This is a genomic window from Bacillus sp. B25(2016b), from assembly GCF_001679765.1.
GTDB lineage: Bacteria > Bacillota > Bacilli > Bacillales > Bacillaceae_G > Bacillus_A > Bacillus_A thuringiensis_K.
On sequence record NZ_CP016285.1, the window covers coordinates 3598754 to 3616219 of the forward strand.

The following is a 17466-nucleotide window of genomic DNA, read 5'->3' on the forward strand; positions in this document are numbered from 1 at the left end:
TATTACGCTGTGATCCAAGCTTCGTTAGCTGGATTTTTACGCCACTCTTGTAATTTTTTCGTTTCAGCTTGTCCGATCATACCTTTTTCTGCTGCAACTTCAGTTAATGCACTGTAATCACTTAAAGAATATGATGCTACGTTAGCTGCTTCTAGCTTTTCTTTTCCTGCTTCTAGCTCGTATGTGAAGATTGATACGATTCCTAATACTTCACATCCAGCTTCGCGAAGTGCTTCTACACATGTAATTGCACTACCGCCAGTTGAAATTAAGTCTTCTACTACTACGACTTTTTGACCTTTTTCAGTTTTTCCTTCGATTTGGTTCCCTTTACCGTGCCCTTTTGCTTTACTACGTACGTAGCACATTGGTAAATCCATACGATCGCTTACCCATGCAGCGTGCGCAATACCAGCAGTTGCTGTTCCTGCAATAACTTCTACAGTTGGGAAGTGCTCTTTAATTAACTCTTCTAATCCAGCTGCAATCGCTTGACGTACTTTTGGATAAGATAAAGTTAAACGGTTATCACAATAAATTGGTGATTTCATACCTGAAGACCAAGTGAATGGATCATTCGGTTGTAAAAATACTGCTCCAATTTCTAATAAATGCGATGCGATTTCTTTTTTCATACTGTTACACCTTCCCACTGTTGTTTTACTGTTTTATACGCTTCAAGCGGATTTTCTGCTTTTGTAATACTACGTCCGACTACGATGTAGCTTGAACCAAGTTCCCTCGCACGTTTCGGTGTTGCTACGCGCACTTGGTCATTTACATCATCGCTTGCAAGACGAATCCCCGGTGTTACTGTTACAAATTCATTTCCGCATACTTCACGTAATTTTGGAACTTCAAGTGTTGAACAAACAACGCCATCAAGTCCACTTTCTTTCGTTAGTTTTGCATAATGAGCAACCGCTTCTTCTAACGTTTTCTCAATGCCAATCTCTTTTTTCATCATAGCTTCCGAAGTGCTTGTTAGTTGTGTAACTGCAATACAAATCGGTCTCTCTTTTCCTTCTTGCTTACCTTCCTCTAATCCCTCAATCGCAGCTTTCATCATGCTGCTTCCCCCAGCAGCATGAACATTTACCATATCGACATCTAGACTAGCTAGGCTACGCATAGCGCTTTTTACTGTATTCGGAATATCATGAAGTTTTAAATCTAAGAAGATCTTATGTCCCTTTTCTTTTAAGTACGTAATAATCGCAGGGCCTTCTTTGTAAAATAACTCCATACCTACTTTGACAAATAACTCTTCCCCTTCAAAGTGTTGTAAGAATTGTTCTACTTCTTGTTTCCCTGGAAAATCTAGTGCAACAATTAACGACTGTGACATGTTTGCTTCCAGCTCCTTCCTTGACATTCCGAAATGTGATCAAATCCTAACTCATCTAATAATGCTGGTAACTCTTCAATAATTGTCGGACATACGAACGGATCGATAAAGTTCGCTGTACCTACTGCAACTGCGCTTGCGCCAGCATAGAAGAATTCAATTACATCTTCAGCTGTTTCAATACCACCCATTCCGATAATTGGAATGTTAACCGCTTGGCTTACTTCATGGACCATGCGAATTGCTACTGGCTTAATCGCAGGACCTGATAATCCGCCTGTACGGTTTGCTAAAATTGGTTTAGCTGTTTTTAAATCTAGACGCATACCAAGCAATGTATTAATCATCGTTAAACCATCTGCACCTGCATTTTCAATCGCTTTTGCAATTTCCACTATGTTTGCCACGTTCGGTGACAATTTCACGTATACAGGCACTTCAGAAACCTCTTTTACTCGCTTCGTTAAATCAGCAGCAATTTCAGGATTTGTACCAAAAGCGATACCACCTGTTTTTACGTTCGGACAAGAAATGTTTAATTCTAGTGCATGGACATTAGGCGCTTTAGAAATTTCCTTCGCAACCGCTACGTAATCCTCAGCTTGTGAGCCTGCAACGTTCGCAATAATTGGAAGGTCAAATTGTTCTAACCATGGTAATTCCGAATTCATTACTTTGTCTAATCCCGGGTTTTGAAGTCCAATTGCATTTAGCATGCCGCCTGGTGTTTCAGCAACACGAGGCGTTGGATTTCCATAACGTGGTTGTTCTGTCGTCGCTTTAATCATGATTGATCCTAGTACACTTAAATCGTAAAACTGTGCATATTCACGACCAAACCCAAAGCATCCAGATGCCGGTATAATTGGATTTTTTAATGATAATCCTGGTAATTCAACTTGCAATCTGTTCATAGTACAACCTCCCCGATTGGAAATACTGGTCCGTCGCTACACACCTTCTTGTAAGAATGTCCACTTGGATCTTCTTGTAAGTGGCATACACATGCGAAACAAGCTCCAATACCACAACCCATACGCTCTTCTAATGAAATATAGGCTTTTTTCTCTTTGTAACGTCCTTCTAATGCACGAAGCATCGCTAACGGGCCACATGAGTAAAGAATATCAAAGTCGATTCCGTAATTATCAATTACATCTGTGACAAATCCTTTTGTACCGTGTGTACCGTCTACTGTCGCAACGTACGTATCACCAAGTTCTGCAAATTTTTCTTCATAGAAAACAACATCTTTCGTTTGAAAACCTAAGATGTGAATAACACGTACACCCCTTGCAACGAGGCGCTGTGATAATTCATAAAGTGGTGGTACACCAATTCCCCCGCCTACTAATAAAGCTGTTTGGCCAGCTTCTGCTTCTTCTACAGGAAAACCGTTTCCTAATGGTCCCAGTACATCTACCATTTCACCTTGTTTTCTAGTTGCTAATGTTTTTGTCCCTTGTCCTTCGGCACGATATAGCATTGTAAATTCGTTCTTCTCTTGATCTACATTACAAATACTAATTGGGCGGCGCAGAAGGGGCGCAATGCCCTCTGCTACCTTAATGTGTACAAACTGCCCTGGTTCGTTCATTTGCTGTACTAACGTTCCTTGAAGCACTAATTCGTAAATATTTTTTGCGATTTCTTTTTGGTTAACGACGATCATATTTTGCTTTTGCATCATGCATGTACCACCTCGTGACGCTTTGTTTGCGTAATTTCTTTCATTGAATGAGCTGAGAATGTCATAGATTCTAATACTCGTAAGATTGCTCTCGTTGTATCAAGTGATGTTAAGCAAGCTACACCATTTTCTACTGATTCACGGCGAATGCGGAAACCATCACGCGCTGGTTGTTTTCCTTTTGTTAATGTATTGATTACAAACTGCGCTTTTCCTTGACGGATAATATCAAGTAAGTTGTAGTCTTCAGAATCAATTTTGTTTACAACTTGCACTGGAATATTTTGCTCCGCTAACGATTTTGCTGTTCCAGCTGTTGCTAATAAGTTATAACCGATTTCGTGGAAACGTTTTGCAATTTCCATTGCCTCTTCTTTATCTTTATCCGCTACTGTGATAATTACTGATCCGTGCGTTGGGATGTTAATTCCAGAAGCAACTAATCCTTTGTATAATGCTTTTTCAAGTGTTAAGTCTTTACCCATTACTTCCCCTGTTGATTTCATTTCAGGTCCTAATGTTGTATCAACTGAGCGTAGTTTCGCAAACGAGAATACCGGTGCTTTTACATATACTTCTTTCTCTTCTGGGTGATAACCAGTTCCGTATCCTTGCTCAACTAAGTCTTGACCTAAAATAACTTTCGTTGCAACATTCGCCATAGGTACGCCCGTAATTTTACTTAAGAACGGTACTGTACGACTCGCACGTGGGTTTACTTCAATTACGTACACTTGATCTTTGAATACTACAAACTGGATATTTAGTAATCCAACAATGTTTAAACCTTTTCCAAGTGCAATTGTATGTTCAATAATTTGTTCTTTTAGTTTTTCAGATAAGCTTTGTGGTGGGTATACTCCAATTGAGTCACCAGAGTGAACTCCAGCGCGTTCAATATGTTCCATAATACCTGGAATGAATACATTCTCGCCGTCTGAAATTGCATCTACTTCAATTTCTTTACCAACCATGTAACGGTCAATTAATACCGGATGCTCCGCATGAACTTTAACTGCATTTTTCATGTAGTGCAGTAGTTCTTCTTGACGATATACGATTTCCATCGCACGTCCACCTAATACGTAAGATGGTCTTACTAATACTGGGTAACCAATTTCTTCAGCGATTGCTACCGCCTGTTCTACAGTTGTTGCTGTTTTACCAACTGGTTGTGGGATACCTAATTGTGTTAGTGCAGCTTCGAATTTATCACGATCTTCTGCACGGTCTAGATCTTCAAGTGATGTTCCTAAAATTTTCACACCGTGTTCTTCTAGTTTCGCTGCTAAGTTAATTGCCGTTTGTCCACCGAACTGAACGATAACACCTTCTGGTTTTTCTAAATCGATAATGTGCATTACATCTTCAATCGTTAATGGTTCAAAGTATAATTTGTCAGAAATACTGAAGTCTGTTGAAACTGTTTCTGGGTTGTTGTTAATAATAATTGCTTCATATCCAGCTTCTTTAATTGCCCATACTGAGTGAACTGTTGCGTAGTCAAACTCAACACCTTGACCAATGCGGATCGGACCAGATCCTAGAACTACTACACTCTTACGATCTGTTACAATCGATTCATTTTCGTCTGCATATGTGCTGTAGTAATATGGCGTTGCAGATTCAAACTCTGCCGCGCAAGTATCTACCATTTTGAATACTGGCATCATATTATTTTCTTTACGCATATCATAAATTTCGCGCTCCGTTTTGTTCCAAGCTGCTGCAATGTAGTGATCGCTGAAGCCCATTTCTTTTGCAGTTTGTAGTACTTCCATATTTCCTACATTCGCTTTTACTTCACGTTCCATATTTACGATGTTTTCAACTTTTTGTAAGAAGAAGAAGTCCATTTCACACCATTCATTGATTTCTTCTTTCGTTACACCTTGGCGAATTGCTTCTGCTACAATAAACAGTCGTTCATCATCCGCTTTAATGATACGTTTTTTCATCGTTTCTTTATCAAGTTCTTTTAAGTGGTCTAATTCTAAGTGATAAATGCCAAGCTCTAAAGAACGAACTGCTTTTAGTAATGATTCTTCTAAGTTACGTCCGATTGACATAACTTCACCAGTTGCTTTCATTTGTGTTCCAAGCGTTCTGTTCGCTGATTCAAACTTATCAAACGGCCAACGTGGAATTTTTGAAACAACATAGTCTAACGCTGGCTCGAAGCAAGCGTAAGTTTTTTGTGTTACTGGGTTTACGATTTCATCTAACGTTAAACCGACTGCAATTTTTGCTGCTAATTTCGCAATTGGATATCCAGTTGCTTTAGATGCTAGTGCAGATGAACGACTTACACGTGGATTTACTTCGATTACATAGTATTGGAAGCTATATGGATCAAGCGCAAGCTGAACGTTACATCCGCCTTCAATTCCTAGTGCACGAATAATTCGTAATGAAGTGTTACGTAACATTTGATATTCACGGTCGCTTAGCGTTTGGCTCGGTGCTACTACAATCGAATCACCTGTGTGAACACCAACTGGATCGATGTTTTCCATGTTACATACTACAATCGCGTTATCATTTGAATCACGCATTACTTCATATTCAATTTCCTTACAGCCAGCAATACTTTTCTCTAATAAACATTGTGTTACTGGACTATGTTTTAAACCGCTTGTTACGATTTCAATTAGCTCTTCTTCGTTATGGCAAATTCCGCCGCCCGTTCCTCCTAATGTGAACGCTGGTCGAACGATTACTGGATAACCAATTTCATTTACAAATCCATATGCTTCATCAAGGTTATGAATAATTTCACTTGGTGGTGTTGGTTCATTTAAATCTTGCATTAATGTACGGAATAAATCACGATCTTCCGCTTGCTCGATTGCTGATAATTTTGTTCCTAAAATTTCAACTCCGCACTCGTCAAGTACGCCTGATTTTGCAAGTTCAACAGCCATGTTTAAACCTGTTTGACCACCTAATGTTGGTAGGATTGCATCAGGACGTTCTTTACGAATAATACGGCTTACGAATTCTAATGTTAATGGCTCGATGTATACTTTATCTGCTGTTGCAGTATCCGTCATAATTGTTGCTGGGTTAGAGTTAACAAGGATTACTTTGTAACCTTCCTCTTTAAGAGATTGACAAGCTTGTGTGCCAGAGTAGTCAAACTCCGCTGCTTGCCCAATTACAATTGGTCCTGATCCGATTACTAAAATTGTGTTAATGTCTAGGCGTTTTGGCATAACTCTTCCCCTTCTTTCTTGAAGTTTTCAATCATTGTTAAGAAATCTTCGAATAAATCATTTGCATCTTCTGGTCCCGCTGAAGCTTCTGGATGGTATTGTACTGTAAATGCTGGGAACTTCTTATGACGAAGACCTTCTACCGTTCCATCGTTTAAAGCAACATGTGTAATTTCAAGATCTGTATTTTCAACTGATTCTTCTTCTACTGCGTATCCGTGGTTTTGAGATGTAATTGCTACTTTTCCAGTTGCAAGATTTTTTACTGGATGGTTTAAACCACGGTGACCAAATTTCAACTTACTTGTATTTGCACCTGATGCTAGAGCGAACAATTGATGTCCTAGGCAAATTCCGAATAAAGGAACTTTACCGATAATGTCTTTTAACATTTCAATTGCTTCTGGTACATCTTTCGGATCTCCAGGTCCATTACTTAACATAATTCCATCTGGGCTAAGGCGTAAAATTTCTTCTGCTGTTGTGTTGTAAGGAACTACAATTACATCACAGTCACGCTTATTTAATTCTCGTAAAATACCATGTTTCATACCGAAGTCTACTAGTACAACTCGGTGACCACGACCTGGGCTTGGGTATGGATCTTTCGTTGATACGCGTTTTACATGATCTGTAAATACTGTCGCTTTTAATTGGCTTACAATGTACTCTACATCTGCATCCATGTTACAAAGGCGTCCGCGTAATGTACCGTATTGACGAATTTTTCTCGTTAATTTTCTCGTATCAATCCCTGCTAATCCTGGAATATTTCTTTCTTTCAAGTAATCATTTAACGAAATTTCATTACGGAAGTTTGATGGGTGATCACAAATTTCGTTTACGATTAAACCATTTACAGATGGGTGAATGGATTCAAAATCGTCACGGTTAATGCCGTAATTTCCGATTAATGGGTACGTGAATGTTACGATTTGACCGCAATATGATGGATCAGATAATGTTTCTTGATATCCAGTCATTCCTGTTGTAAATACAACCTCACCTGACTTTTCGATTTCGCCTCCGAAACCTGTTCCAATTAATACTGTTCCATCTTCTAAGATAAGTTGTCTTTTCATACTAATGCACTCTCCTTTTGCCATGCGATCTTACCACCAACGATTGTCATTACCGGCCATCCTTGGCATTTCCAACCTGCGAATGGTGTATTTTTTCCTTTTGATAAGAATGTTGTTGGGTCAATCTCTTCTTCTTGTTCTAAATCAATGATTGTAATATCAGCTGCTCTACCTTCTTTTAGGCGACCTGCTTCTAAGCCGAATGTATCAGCTGGCTTTTCTGTTAAGAATTGAATTAACTGTTCTAGCGTAATGACTCCCTTTTTCACAAGGTTTGTGTATAGAAGCGGGAATGCTGTTTCAAAACCAGTAATTCCAAACGGTGCTCTTTCAATTCCTTGTGCTTTCTCTTCCGCTGTATGCGGTGCATGGTCAGTTGCGATCATATCGATCGTTCCATCTAATAAACCTTCAATTAATGCTGCATGGTCTTCTTTTCCACGAAGTGGTGGGTTCATTTTAAAGTTAGGATCAGCTGATGGGATATCATCTTCACATAACACTAGGTGATGCGGTGTTACTTCTGCTGTTACTTTAATTCCAGCGCGTTTCGCATCACGGATTACACGTACAGAACCTTTCGTACTTACGTGACATACGTGATAGTGGCAATCTGCTGCTTCAGCAAGCAGTATATCCCTTGCAATATGTACAGATTCACATACTGATGGGATACCGTTTAATCCGTGTTTCTCAGAAAACTTCCCTTCATGTACACAACCTTTATTAATAAGCGTATTCTCTTCACAGTGCGCAACTACTGCCATATCTAATTTTGCTGCACGTTTCATAGCCGCTAACATCATGCTCGCATCTTGTACGCCTACGCCGTCATCTGTGAAAGCAAATGCTCCAAGTTCTTTTAATGTTTCGAAATCTGTCATTTCAGAACCAGCTTGACGTACTGTAATTGCTCCGTATGGTAGTACGTTAACATGAGCTTTTTCTTCAATACGTTTTTGCAAGTCTTCCATATGTTCTCTGCAATCTGGTACCGGGCGTGTATTTGGCATTGCGCAAATTGTAGTGAATCCACCTTTTGCCGCTGCTAGTGTACCTGTTTCAATTGTTTCTTTATGTTCACCACCTGGTTCACGAAGATGTACGTGTACATCTACTAATCCAGGTGCGATTAACTTTCCGTTCACATCGATTACTTCAGCATTATCTGCCGTAATATTTTCTGCTACCTTAGCGATTTTACCGTCTTGTACGAGAAGATCCGTTGCTACGATTTTTCCTTCTTCATTCATATAACGACCATTTTTAAACAAATAATTCATGTTTCATTCCTCCTAATACATTTGGTAAGGCGCGTTTTAGTACAGCCATTCTTACGTAAACTCCATTTTCCATTTGTTTAAATATGCGTGAACGCTCACACTCAACAAGTTCACTTGCAATTTCAACATCACGGTTTACAGGAGCTGGATGCATAATAATGCTTCCTTCTTTCATACGCTTTTCTCTTTCTACTGTTAATCCGTGTTTCTCATGATATTCTTTCATAATGTCTGTTTCATAATGATCATGACGCTCATGTTGTACACGGAGTAACATCATTACATCAACTTCTGGAACAAGTTCATCTAATGGTTTGTATGTTCCAAATGTGTTGTCTTCATCTTTCCACTCTTCTGGACTTGCAAAGTAAATCGTTGCACCAAGCTTCGTTAATGCTTCTGCATTAGAACGTGCTACTCGGCTATGACGAACATCTCCTACTATTGCAATCTTCAAACCTTCAAATCTTCCAAAATCTTGTTTAATTGTAAGAAGGTCCAGTAGGCACTGTGTTGGGTGGTTTCCGCATCCATCTCCAGCGTTTAAGATTGGAATATTCACCTGATCTTTTAGTTCATCGAAGTAGCGATCTTGCTCGTGGCGGATGACCACTGCTTTTGTTCCGATTGATTCTAGTGTTCTTATCGTATCGTATAGAGTTTCTCCTTTTTGTACGCTAGATGCATCAGCTGAAAAGTTTAAAACATCAAGTCCTAATCTCTTCTCAGCAACTTCAAAGCTAAATCTCGTTCTCGTACTATTCTCAAAGAACAAGTTCGCAACAAAAGTTTGCTCTGTCGTTTTGCTCTCTTTTCCATTCACAAAATCTTCTGCATCTTTTAGGATTTCTGAAATTTCTACTTCTGATAATTCACTCATCGTTAACAAATGGCTCATCGTCATCCCTCATCTTTCTGATTTTTATGTTACCACTTTTGAATTTTTATAACAACCTTTGCATAAAAATACCCTAGTCATGTGAGACTAGGGTGCAAGAAAGAAGCCACCCTTTTCGGTCTCACAGGACTGAATTAAAAGGTTATTATTATGAAGCAATCTGCTTAGATTGTTTTATTTGTTTCGTTTCCGGTAGTAGTAGATTTAACAGTACACCTACAATTGCTGCTAGTGCCATTCCTTCTACTTGGAATGATTCTCCTACGTGAAGTACCGCTCCACCAATACCGATTACTAATATTACTGATGCAATCATTAGGTTTCGTTTGTCACTTAAATCTGTTTTATCATCTACCATCATGCGTAATCCGCTTGATGCGATTACACCGAATAGTAAGATTGATACACCACCCATAACTGTTGTTGGGATCGAATGAATCAGTGCAGAAATCTTACCGATAAATCCGAACATGATTGCGAATACTGCTGAACCGATGAATAAGTATACACTGTATGCTCTCGTAATTGCTAGCACACCGATGTTTTCACCATACGTTGTATTTGGTGGCCCACCGATTAGTGACGCGATTAATGTTGCTACTCCGTCACCGAAGATTGAACGGTGTAAACCTGGTTTTTCAATTAAATCTCTTTTAATAACATTTCCAAGAACAATTTGATGTCCGATATGTTCTGATATTGTTACTAGTGCAACTGGTACCATCAAGAGTACAATCTTCCATGAAAACTCTGGTGTGTATGTTACAAATGGTACTGTGAAATCTGGTACAACAAACCATTTTGCCTCAGCTACCGGCTTTAAGTCTACTAGCCCTTGGAAGTAAGCGAAGATATATCCGCCGATAATGCCAAGTAACACTGGTATTATACTGAAAAATCCTCTTCCAAATATCGAGCATATAATTGTAATTGCTAATGTTACTAACGCTACTGAAAAATGTGTAAAGCTATATTTGCCATCCGCATCGTTCATCGCCATGTTAACTGCTGTATGTGCTAAAGCTAGACCGATTACCATTACTACTGGACCAACTACGATTGGTGGTAGTAATTTCATAATCCACTCTGATCCTGATTTCTTAATTCCGAGTGAGATTAAAATGTACACAAGTCCTGCTAGCAAACCACCAAGCATTGCCGCTCCCGGTCCACCTGCCGTTTTGGCTGTTATAATCGGTGCGATAAAGGCGAATGATGATCCTAGATAAGCAGGTACTTGGCCTTTCGTTATAAGAAGGAACGCTAACGTTCCTAATCCACTTGATATTAATGCTACTGATGGATTCAATCCTGTTAAAAATGGAACAAGCACTGTTGATCCAAACATCGCGAACAAATGTTGTATACTTAAAAATAACCATTTTCCCGGTTTCGGTACTTCATTAACGTCTAACACTGGCTTTTGTTCCATTGTTACATCCTCCTTCAGTTTAAATCTTTGCAATAAAAAAACTCTTTGTGCCTGTGCACAAAGAGTCCTACACTTTCGTATGCCAAATTTGACATATGAAAGCCAAGACCCTTTGGCAGCCTCACAGGACTACATTTAAAAGGGCTTTACTTATCGTATATGCTTACTCGATCTTGTTGATCTGTCTCTTGCAAATCAACTTCGATACGCTCTTCACTTGATGTTGGAATGTTCTTCCCTACATAATCAGCGCGAATTGGTAATTCGCGATGACCTCTATCAACAAGAACCGCCAATTGGATTTGAGATGGTCTACCTAAATCCATAAGAGCATCCATTGCTGCTCGAACTGTTCTTCCTGTATATAATACGTCATCCACAAGGATAACTTTTTTCTTCGTAATATCTACAGGGATATCAGAACCTTTTACAAGTGGTTCTTTATTTTTCGATTGTAGTGTTAAATCATCACGATATAACGTAATGTCTAACTCTCCAACTTCCATTTCTTTTCCTTCAATTTGACCAATTCGTTCTGCCAAACGTTGTGCAATAAAAATTCCACGAGTTTTAATTCCGACAAGAACACAATTATCGACACCTTTATTTCGTTCCACGATTTCATGACTAATTCGTGTTAAAGCGCGGCGAATCATTTGGTCATCTAAAACGACAGCTTTCTCTTGCATGCTCTACACCTCCAAGCTTTTTTCTTGCGTGAGAGTAATGGTATAAAAAAAGTCCTCTCAGCGTGTGCGAGAGGACTTTTGAAAAAAGGGTACAACATACCCTAAGTATTTCAAACCGTTACCTTCTCAACCTCACGGGGCTGTGTTAAAGGATCGTTATTTAACTGTTGTCAGTATCTCAGTTTTCTTATGATTTGTCAATACTATTTTCGTAAAATATTTAATGCGTCTTCAAACACTTCTGGAATTGGTGCCTCAAACTGAATATATTCACCAGTACGAGGATGATCAAAGCCTAAAATACCCGCATGAAGTGCTTGTCCATTCATATCTAACGTTTTCTTCGGACCATACTTCGGATCTCCTGCAAGTGGATAGCCAATATATTTCATATGAACACGAATTTGGTGCGTACGTCCCGTTTCTAAGCGACATTCTACAAGTGTAAAGTCTTTAAAGCGTTCTAACACTTGGAAGTGCGTAACAGCGTTCTTACCATTTTCATCAACTGTCATACTTTGACGCTCTTTCTTATCACGAGCAATCGGAGCATCAATCGTTCCCTTATCATGCGGAATCACACCGTGTACAATCGCTTTGTAACGTCTCGTTACTGTTTTTGCTACAAGCTGATTTACAAGCGATTCATGTGCCATATCATTTTTAGCAACCATTAATAGTCCAGATGTATCTTTATCAATACGATGCACGATACCTGGACGCATTATACCGTTAATGCCTGATAAGTCTGTACAATGGTGCATGAGGCCGTTTACAAGTGTACCACTTGTATGCCCTGGTGCTGGATGTACAACCATACCACGTGGCTTATTTACAACAAGCACATCTGCATCTTCATAATAAATTTCTAAATTTAAATCTTCTGGTTGAATATCTAACTCTTCTGGTTCAGGAATTGTTACTGTAATTTCATCTTCTTCTTTTACTTTATAATTTCCTTTTACAGCTTTCCCGTTTACTGTCACAACGTCATCTTTAATCCATTGCTGCACTTGCGTACGTGACCATTCGTTATTTATCCCTGCAACGAATTTATCAATTCGCTCGTTTTTTTGCTCTGCTGCAACTGTTACTTGTACTACTTCACTCATTCAATTACTCCTTCGCTTTCTTGCCTTCTAATAATGTTTGAATAATAATTAATACAACACCAATACATAATGCTGAATCAGCTATATTGAATACTGGATAGTTGTACGAGAAAATATACACGTGAATGAAATCCACTACTTCTTGTCTAAATACACGATCAATAAAGTTACCAATTGCCCCGCCCAAAATTAGGCCTAACGAAATACCTAGAAGCTTGTCTGTTTTCGCATACTTTTTCATATAAAATACAATAAATACTACAAAAACAACTGTAATAATGTAGAAGAACCACATTTTATTTTCTAAAATACCCCAAGCAGCACCTCTATTTCGATGTGATGTTATGTATAATACATTGTCTATAATCGGAATACTCGTACCCAATTCCATGTTCTTTACAATTAACCACTTCGATATTTGATCGATAGCAATGACGAATAACGCTATTACATAATATATCATTTTCATTTCCCCCACAAAGACAGTGTACCTCAAAATTTTAGCATAGCTGCTACCTTTTCACAATGAACCTTTATAGAAGAATAAAATAAATTAAAAAAAGGTAATATAATATCGTTGTGCGTATTCATACATTTACCTTTTCATAGAAGAATTCATGAATCGTACGGGCAGTCGGCATTGTCTTCATTTGCTTTGTCGAAATTAATCTCCCCGTCTCTTCACAAATACCATACATGTCTATTTCCATCTTAAATAATGCGCGTTCTACATCCTTTAAATCCTCTTTTATATCATGTAATAGCAATTTTTTCTTTATCTCTTCCTTAATTTCATATCCAAGTTCTTGGCTGAACTCGACATCATATTCGTGCATTACTTCTTTAGCTAGTCTCTCTTGCAACTCTTTTCTCATCAATTGCAATTCTTCTTTTATTTCCATGTAAATTTCATTCACGTGTACATTCCTCCTAGCTGTAATGTACAGTTAGTGTGTCCGAAATTTATTTGCTTACCTCACACACATTTTTCCTTCACAGGAAAGAGTCTGAAAGTGATTTTGATATACCATCAACAAAAAAACTGACTGCATCAATAGCAGTCAGCTTTTTTATTATTTTACATAGTTTTCTTTAACAACTGTTGCACAACGCTCACATAATGTTTCATGTTCAGTATCTTTACCAATTGTTTCTGAAACTACCCAACAACGTTCACATGTTTCACCAGTTGCTTGGGCAACAACAACCGCTGTATGTTCATACTTCGGTGCATCTGCTGGCGCTTCATCCATCATACCACCAAGTTTATACTCAGAAACGATGAATAATTGCTTTAAGTCTTCGCTAATAGACTCCAACATAACTTTCATTTCTGCAGTTGGATATAGTGTAATGCTTGCATTTAATGACTTACCGATTACTTTTTCATTACGAGCTACTTCTAGTGCTTTTAACACGTCATCACGTAATGTCATAAATGCATCCCATTTTGTTTTTAACGCTTCCGCGTCATCTAATTGTACAGCTTCTGGCATATCAGTTAATTGTACACTTTCTTCTGTTACGCCTGGAATATATGGCCATACTTCATCAGCTGTATGCGGTAAGATTGGTGTTACAAGTTTCGTTAACGCAACAAGAACATCATATAATACAGTTTGAATTGCACGACGATCTTCGTGGTTTGCACCTTCAATGTATAAAATGTCTTTTGCAAAGTCTAAGTAGAATGAACTTAAATCAATTGTACAGAAGTTATGAATTGCATGATATACAGCAGCGAAGTCGTATGTCTCATATGCTTCTTTTACTTTTGTAATTAAGTCATTTAATTTCACTAACATGTAACGATCTACTTCACGAAGTTCAGCTACAGCTACTGCATTTTCACTTGGATTAAAGTCGTCTAAGTTTCCTAATAAGAAACGGAATGTGTTACGGATTTTACGATACACTTCTGCTACTTGTTTTAAAATATCATCTGAAATACGTACGTCAGATTGATAGTCAACAGAAGATACCCATAAGCGTAAAATGTCTCCACCTAATTGATCCATAATTTTCTTCGGTACGACGATGTTTCCAATCGACTTACTCATTTTACGTCCTTCACCGTCTAGTACGAAACCGTGGCTTAATACGCCTTTATATGGTGCTTTACCTGTTACAGCAACTGCTGTTGATAATGAAGAGTTAAACCAACCACGATACTGGTCAGATCCTTCTAAATATAAATCAGCTGGACGCTGTAAATCTTCGCGCTCTTCTAATACCGCTTGGTGAGAAGAACCTGAATCGAACCATACATCCATGATGTCTGTTTCTTTACGGAATTCGCCATTTGGGCTACCCGGATGTGTAAACCCTTCTGGTAATAGATCTTTCGCTTCACGCTCGAACCATACGTTAGAACCGTGTTCACGGAATAAATCTGCTACATGGTTAATTGTTTCATCCGTAATAATTGGATCACCATTCTCAGCATAGAATACCGGAATTGGCACACCCCATGCACGCTGACGAGAAATACACCAGTCACCACGGTCACGAACCATATTATGAAGACGAGTTTCTCCCCATGCTGGTACCCATTTTGTTTCCGCTACAGCTTCTATTAATTCTTTACGGAATGCTTCAATAGACGCAAACCACTGTGCTGTCGCACGGAAAATAATTGGTTTTTTCGTTCTCCAATCATGTGGGTATGAATGTGTAATGAATGTTAGTTTCAGTAACGCGCCGACTTCTTCTAATTTTTCTGTAATTGGTTTGTTAGCTTTATCATAGAATAAGCCTTCAAATCCAGGTGCTTCATTTGTTAACACACCTTTATCATCGACTGGGCAAAGTACTTCTAATCCATACTTTTTACCAACAACGAAGTCATCTTCCCCGTGTCCTGGTGCTGTATGAACACAACCTGTACCTGCATCTGTTGTTACGTGATCTCCTAGCATAACTAATGAATCACGATCGTAGAATGGGTGTTTTGCAACTGTGTACTCAAGTTCGCTACCTTTTACTGTTTTCACAACTTCAGCATTTTCCCACTCTAACGTTTTTGCAACTGTCTCAAACAGCTCAGAAGCAATGATATATTTCTCATCATTTACTTTTACAATGCTATATTCAAGCTCTGGGTGAACAGAAATACCTAAGTTTGCAGGTAATGTCCAAGGTGTTGTTGTCCAAATGATGTACTTTTCATCACCTTCTAATACGTTCTTTCCATCTTTTACAGGGAATGCTACGTAAATAGATGCTGATTTTTTATCTTGATATTCAATTTCAGCTTCCGCTAAAGCAGATTCACTCGTTGGAGACCAGTAAACTGGTTTTTGACCTTTATAGATATAACCTTTTTTCGCCATGTCACCAAACACTTTAATTTGTTGTGCTTCATAAGCTGGCTCTAAAGTAATATATGGATTATCCCAATCTGCACGTACACCTAGACGCTTAAATTGTTCACGTTGACGTTCTACTTGTTCATATGCATACTCTGCACATAACTTACGAAACTCAGCAACTGTCATTTCTTTACGTTTTACACCTTTATTTGTTAAAGCTTGTTCAATTGGTAAACCGTGCGTATCCCATCCTGGAACATATGGTGCACTAAAACCAGTCATTGATTTATAACGAACAATAAAGTCTTTTAATACTTTATTTAATGCATGTCCCATATGAATGTCACCATTCGCATATGGAGGTCCATCATGCAATACAAATAAAGGACGACCTTTTGTATGTTCTTGTACTTTTTCGTAAATATTCATTTCAGCCCATTTTTCTTGCATTGCAGGCTCACGTTTTGGTAAATTCCCACGCATTGGGAACTCAGTTTTTGGCATCAGTAATGTATTTTTGTACTCCATGCTCAATTCCTCCTTACATGTATAAAAGAAATACTTAAAAAACGGAATAAAAAAGAGACTTTCTCATCCCAAAAAGGGACGAGAAAGTCTCCCGCGGTACCACCCTAGTAGATCATATACATATGTATAGAATCCTCTTTATATTCTTAACGCGAATACACGCCTACGCTTACTCTATTTGTTCAGCGCGGAACTCCAGGGTGATATTCCCACTATCTCCTTATCCTGAGCTTACACCATCCTCAGTTCGCTATATAAGGTTTGAAAAGGTACTTATCCCTATCTTCGTTTTTCTTAATAAATATGTTGTTTAAAATTATATGTAATAATGAGAAAAACGTCAAGCTTACACTGTTTCTTCTTTTTTCAACAGTTCATCTACTTCGTCTTCTAATTCAATTAGTTTATCCCAATCATCGTTGTTTAACATCTCAAGCTGTGTTTCTAATAACATACGGAAACGAGTTCGGAATACTTTCGCTTGTTTCTTTAGCTCTTCAATATCAAAAGCAACTTTTCTTGATTTTACTAATGCTTCGTTAATAATACGATCAGCATTCTTTTCAGCTTCACGCACAATTAATTTCGCTTCTTTTTGCGCATTACGTTTTACTTCTTCCGCTGCTTCTTGTGCAACAACGATAGATTTGTTTAACGTATCTTCAATATTAGAGAAATGATCTAACTTCCCTTCTAACTGCGCAACTTTTTCTTCTAAAGCTTTTTTCTCACGAATGACCAATTCATAATCTTTGATAATTTGATCAAGAAACTCATTTACTTGATCTTCATCATAGCCACGGAATCCGCGACCAAATTCTTTGTTATGAATATCTAATGGTGTTAACGGCACAACGCCACCTCCAAGTAGTTATCTA

The 17466-nt window shown here is 38.4% G+C and carries 15 protein-coding genes and 1 other annotated feature; all 15 genes read right to left on the reverse strand.

What is annotated here, in order from left to right; genetic code table 11:
* Nucleotides 1–2: 2 nt before the first annotated feature.
* Nucleotides 3–635: an orotate phosphoribosyltransferase gene (gene pyrE / locus BAQ53_RS18210; RefSeq protein ID WP_208906153.1), complete on the reverse strand. Its 633-nt coding sequence runs from the start codon at nucleotides 633–635 to the stop codon at nucleotides 3–5.
* The gene (pyrF, locus tag BAQ53_RS18215; RefSeq protein WP_000083512.1) at nucleotides 632–1348 is read right to left on the reverse strand and encodes an orotidine-5'-phosphate decarboxylase; all 717 of its coding nucleotides are present in this window, start codon (nucleotides 1346–1348) and stop codon (nucleotides 632–634) included. Before pyrF ends, pyrE begins: the two co-directional genes overlap by 4 nt.
* The gene (gene pyrD, locus BAQ53_RS18220; protein WP_001081049.1) at nucleotides 1333–2262 is read right to left on the reverse strand and encodes a dihydroorotate oxidase B catalytic subunit; all 930 of its coding nucleotides are present in this window, start codon (nucleotides 2260–2262) and stop codon (nucleotides 1333–1335) included. Before pyrD ends, pyrF begins: the two co-directional genes overlap by 16 nt.
* Nucleotides 2259–3038: a dihydroorotate oxidase B electron transfer subunit gene (pyrK, locus tag BAQ53_RS18225; protein WP_000983365.1), complete on the reverse strand. Its 780-nt coding sequence runs from the start codon at nucleotides 3036–3038 to the stop codon at nucleotides 2259–2261. Before pyrK ends, pyrD begins: the two co-directional genes overlap by 4 nt.
* The gene (carB, locus tag BAQ53_RS18230; RefSeq protein ID WP_001126102.1) at nucleotides 3035–6253 is read right to left on the reverse strand and encodes a carbamoyl-phosphate synthase large subunit; all 3219 of its coding nucleotides are present in this window, start codon (nucleotides 6251–6253) and stop codon (nucleotides 3035–3037) included. Before carB ends, pyrK begins: the two co-directional genes overlap by 4 nt.
* Nucleotides 6238–7335: a carbamoyl phosphate synthase small subunit gene (locus BAQ53_RS18235; RefSeq protein WP_000828680.1), complete on the reverse strand. Its 1098-nt coding sequence runs from the start codon at nucleotides 7333–7335 to the stop codon at nucleotides 6238–6240. The genes carB and BAQ53_RS18235 overlap by 16 nt, the downstream gene beginning before the upstream one ends.
* Nucleotides 7332–8618, reverse strand: a complete 1287-nt coding sequence (gene pyrC / locus BAQ53_RS18240; RefSeq protein WP_001108367.1) for a dihydroorotase — start codon at nucleotides 8616–8618, stop codon at nucleotides 7332–7334. The genes BAQ53_RS18235 and pyrC overlap by 4 nt, the downstream gene beginning before the upstream one ends.
* Nucleotides 8602–9516: an aspartate carbamoyltransferase gene (gene pyrB, locus BAQ53_RS18245; protein WP_208906154.1), complete on the reverse strand. Its 915-nt coding sequence runs from the start codon at nucleotides 9514–9516 to the stop codon at nucleotides 8602–8604. Before pyrB ends, pyrC begins: the two co-directional genes overlap by 17 nt.
* A gap of 148 nt (nucleotides 9517–9664) precedes the next feature.
* Entirely contained in the window at nucleotides 9665–10948 is a 1284-nt protein-coding gene (uraA, locus tag BAQ53_RS18250; protein ID WP_208906155.1) for a uracil permease, read from the reverse strand.
* A 146-nt stretch (nucleotides 10949–11094) separates the two neighbouring features.
* Complete coding sequence (pyrR, locus tag BAQ53_RS18255) at nucleotides 11095–11637, reverse strand: bifunctional pyrimidine operon transcriptional regulator/uracil phosphoribosyltransferase (protein WP_001156491.1); 543 nt, start codon at nucleotides 11635–11637, stop codon at nucleotides 11095–11097.
* 203 nt (nucleotides 11638–11840) lie between these two features.
* Nucleotides 11841–12749: an RluA family pseudouridine synthase gene (locus BAQ53_RS18260; RefSeq protein WP_000005828.1), complete on the reverse strand. Its 909-nt coding sequence runs from the start codon at nucleotides 12747–12749 to the stop codon at nucleotides 11841–11843.
* A gap of 4 nt (nucleotides 12750–12753) precedes the next feature.
* Nucleotides 12754–13212 (reverse strand): lipoprotein signal peptidase LspA, encoded by a 459-nt coding sequence (lspA, locus tag BAQ53_RS18265; RefSeq protein WP_000642180.1) that lies wholly within the window; start codon nucleotides 13210–13212, stop codon nucleotides 12754–12756.
* Nucleotides 13213–13336: 124 nt separating this feature from the next.
* On the reverse strand, nucleotides 13337–13666 hold the full coding sequence (locus BAQ53_RS18270) for a TraR/DksA C4-type zinc finger protein (protein WP_046946433.1): 330 nt from the start codon (nucleotides 13664–13666) through the stop codon (nucleotides 13337–13339).
* A gap of 156 nt (nucleotides 13667–13822) precedes the next feature.
* Nucleotides 13823–16588: an isoleucine--tRNA ligase gene (gene ileS2, locus BAQ53_RS18275; protein WP_074593575.1), complete on the reverse strand. Its 2766-nt coding sequence runs from the start codon at nucleotides 16586–16588 to the stop codon at nucleotides 13823–13825.
* A 71-nt stretch (nucleotides 16589–16659) separates the two neighbouring features.
* Nucleotides 16660–16883: a binding site (T-box leader), on the reverse strand.
* Between the two features lie 51 nt (nucleotides 16884–16934).
* Nucleotides 16935–17441: a septum site-determining protein DivIVA gene (gene divIVA, locus BAQ53_RS18280; protein WP_001131611.1), complete on the reverse strand. Its 507-nt coding sequence runs from the start codon at nucleotides 17439–17441 to the stop codon at nucleotides 16935–16937.
* Between the last annotated feature and the right edge of the window lie 25 nt (nucleotides 17442–17466).

Excerpts from the sequence above, each read along its gene's own strand:
- pyrR (WP_001156491.1), bottom strand. The coding sequence starts at position 11,637 with ATGCAAGAGAAAGCTGTCGTTTTAGATGACCAAATGATTCGCCGCGCT.
- ileS2 (WP_074593575.1), bottom strand. The coding sequence starts at position 16,588 with ATGGAGTACAAAAATACATTACTGATGCCAAAAACTGAGTTCCCAATG.
- pyrK (WP_000983365.1), bottom strand. The coding sequence starts at position 3,038 with ATGATGCAAAAGCAAAATATGATCGTCGTTAACCAAAAAGAAATCGCA.
- pyrC (WP_001108367.1), bottom strand. The coding sequence starts at position 8,618 with ATGAATTATTTGTTTAAAAATGGTCGTTATATGAATGAAGAAGGAAAA.
- BAQ53_RS18235 (WP_000828680.1), bottom strand. The coding sequence starts at position 7,335 with ATGAAAAGACAACTTATCTTAGAAGATGGAACAGTATTAATTGGAACA.
- pyrB (WP_208906154.1), bottom strand. The coding sequence starts at position 9,516 with ATGAGCCATTTGTTAACGATGAGTGAATTATCAGAAGTAGAAATTTCA.
- pyrD (WP_001081049.1), bottom strand. The coding sequence starts at position 2,262 with ATGAACAGATTGCAAGTTGAATTACCAGGATTATCATTAAAAAATCCA.
- BAQ53_RS18260 (WP_000005828.1), bottom strand. The coding sequence starts at position 12,749 with ATGAGTGAAGTAGTACAAGTAACAGTTGCAGCAGAGCAAAAAAACGAG.
- uraA (WP_208906155.1), bottom strand. The coding sequence starts at position 10,948 with ATGGAACAAAAGCCAGTGTTAGACGTTAATGAAGTACCGAAACCGGGA.
- pyrE (WP_208906153.1), bottom strand. The coding sequence starts at position 635 with ATGAAAAAAGAAATCGCATCGCATTTATTAGAAATTGGAGCAGTATTT.
- carB (WP_001126102.1), bottom strand. The coding sequence starts at position 6,253 with ATGCCAAAACGCCTAGACATTAACACAATTTTAGTAATCGGATCAGGA.
- pyrF (WP_000083512.1), bottom strand. The coding sequence starts at position 1,348 with ATGTCACAGTCGTTAATTGTTGCACTAGATTTTCCAGGGAAACAAGAA.
- lspA (WP_000642180.1), bottom strand. The coding sequence starts at position 13,212 with ATGATATATTATGTAATAGCGTTATTCGTCATTGCTATCGATCAAATA.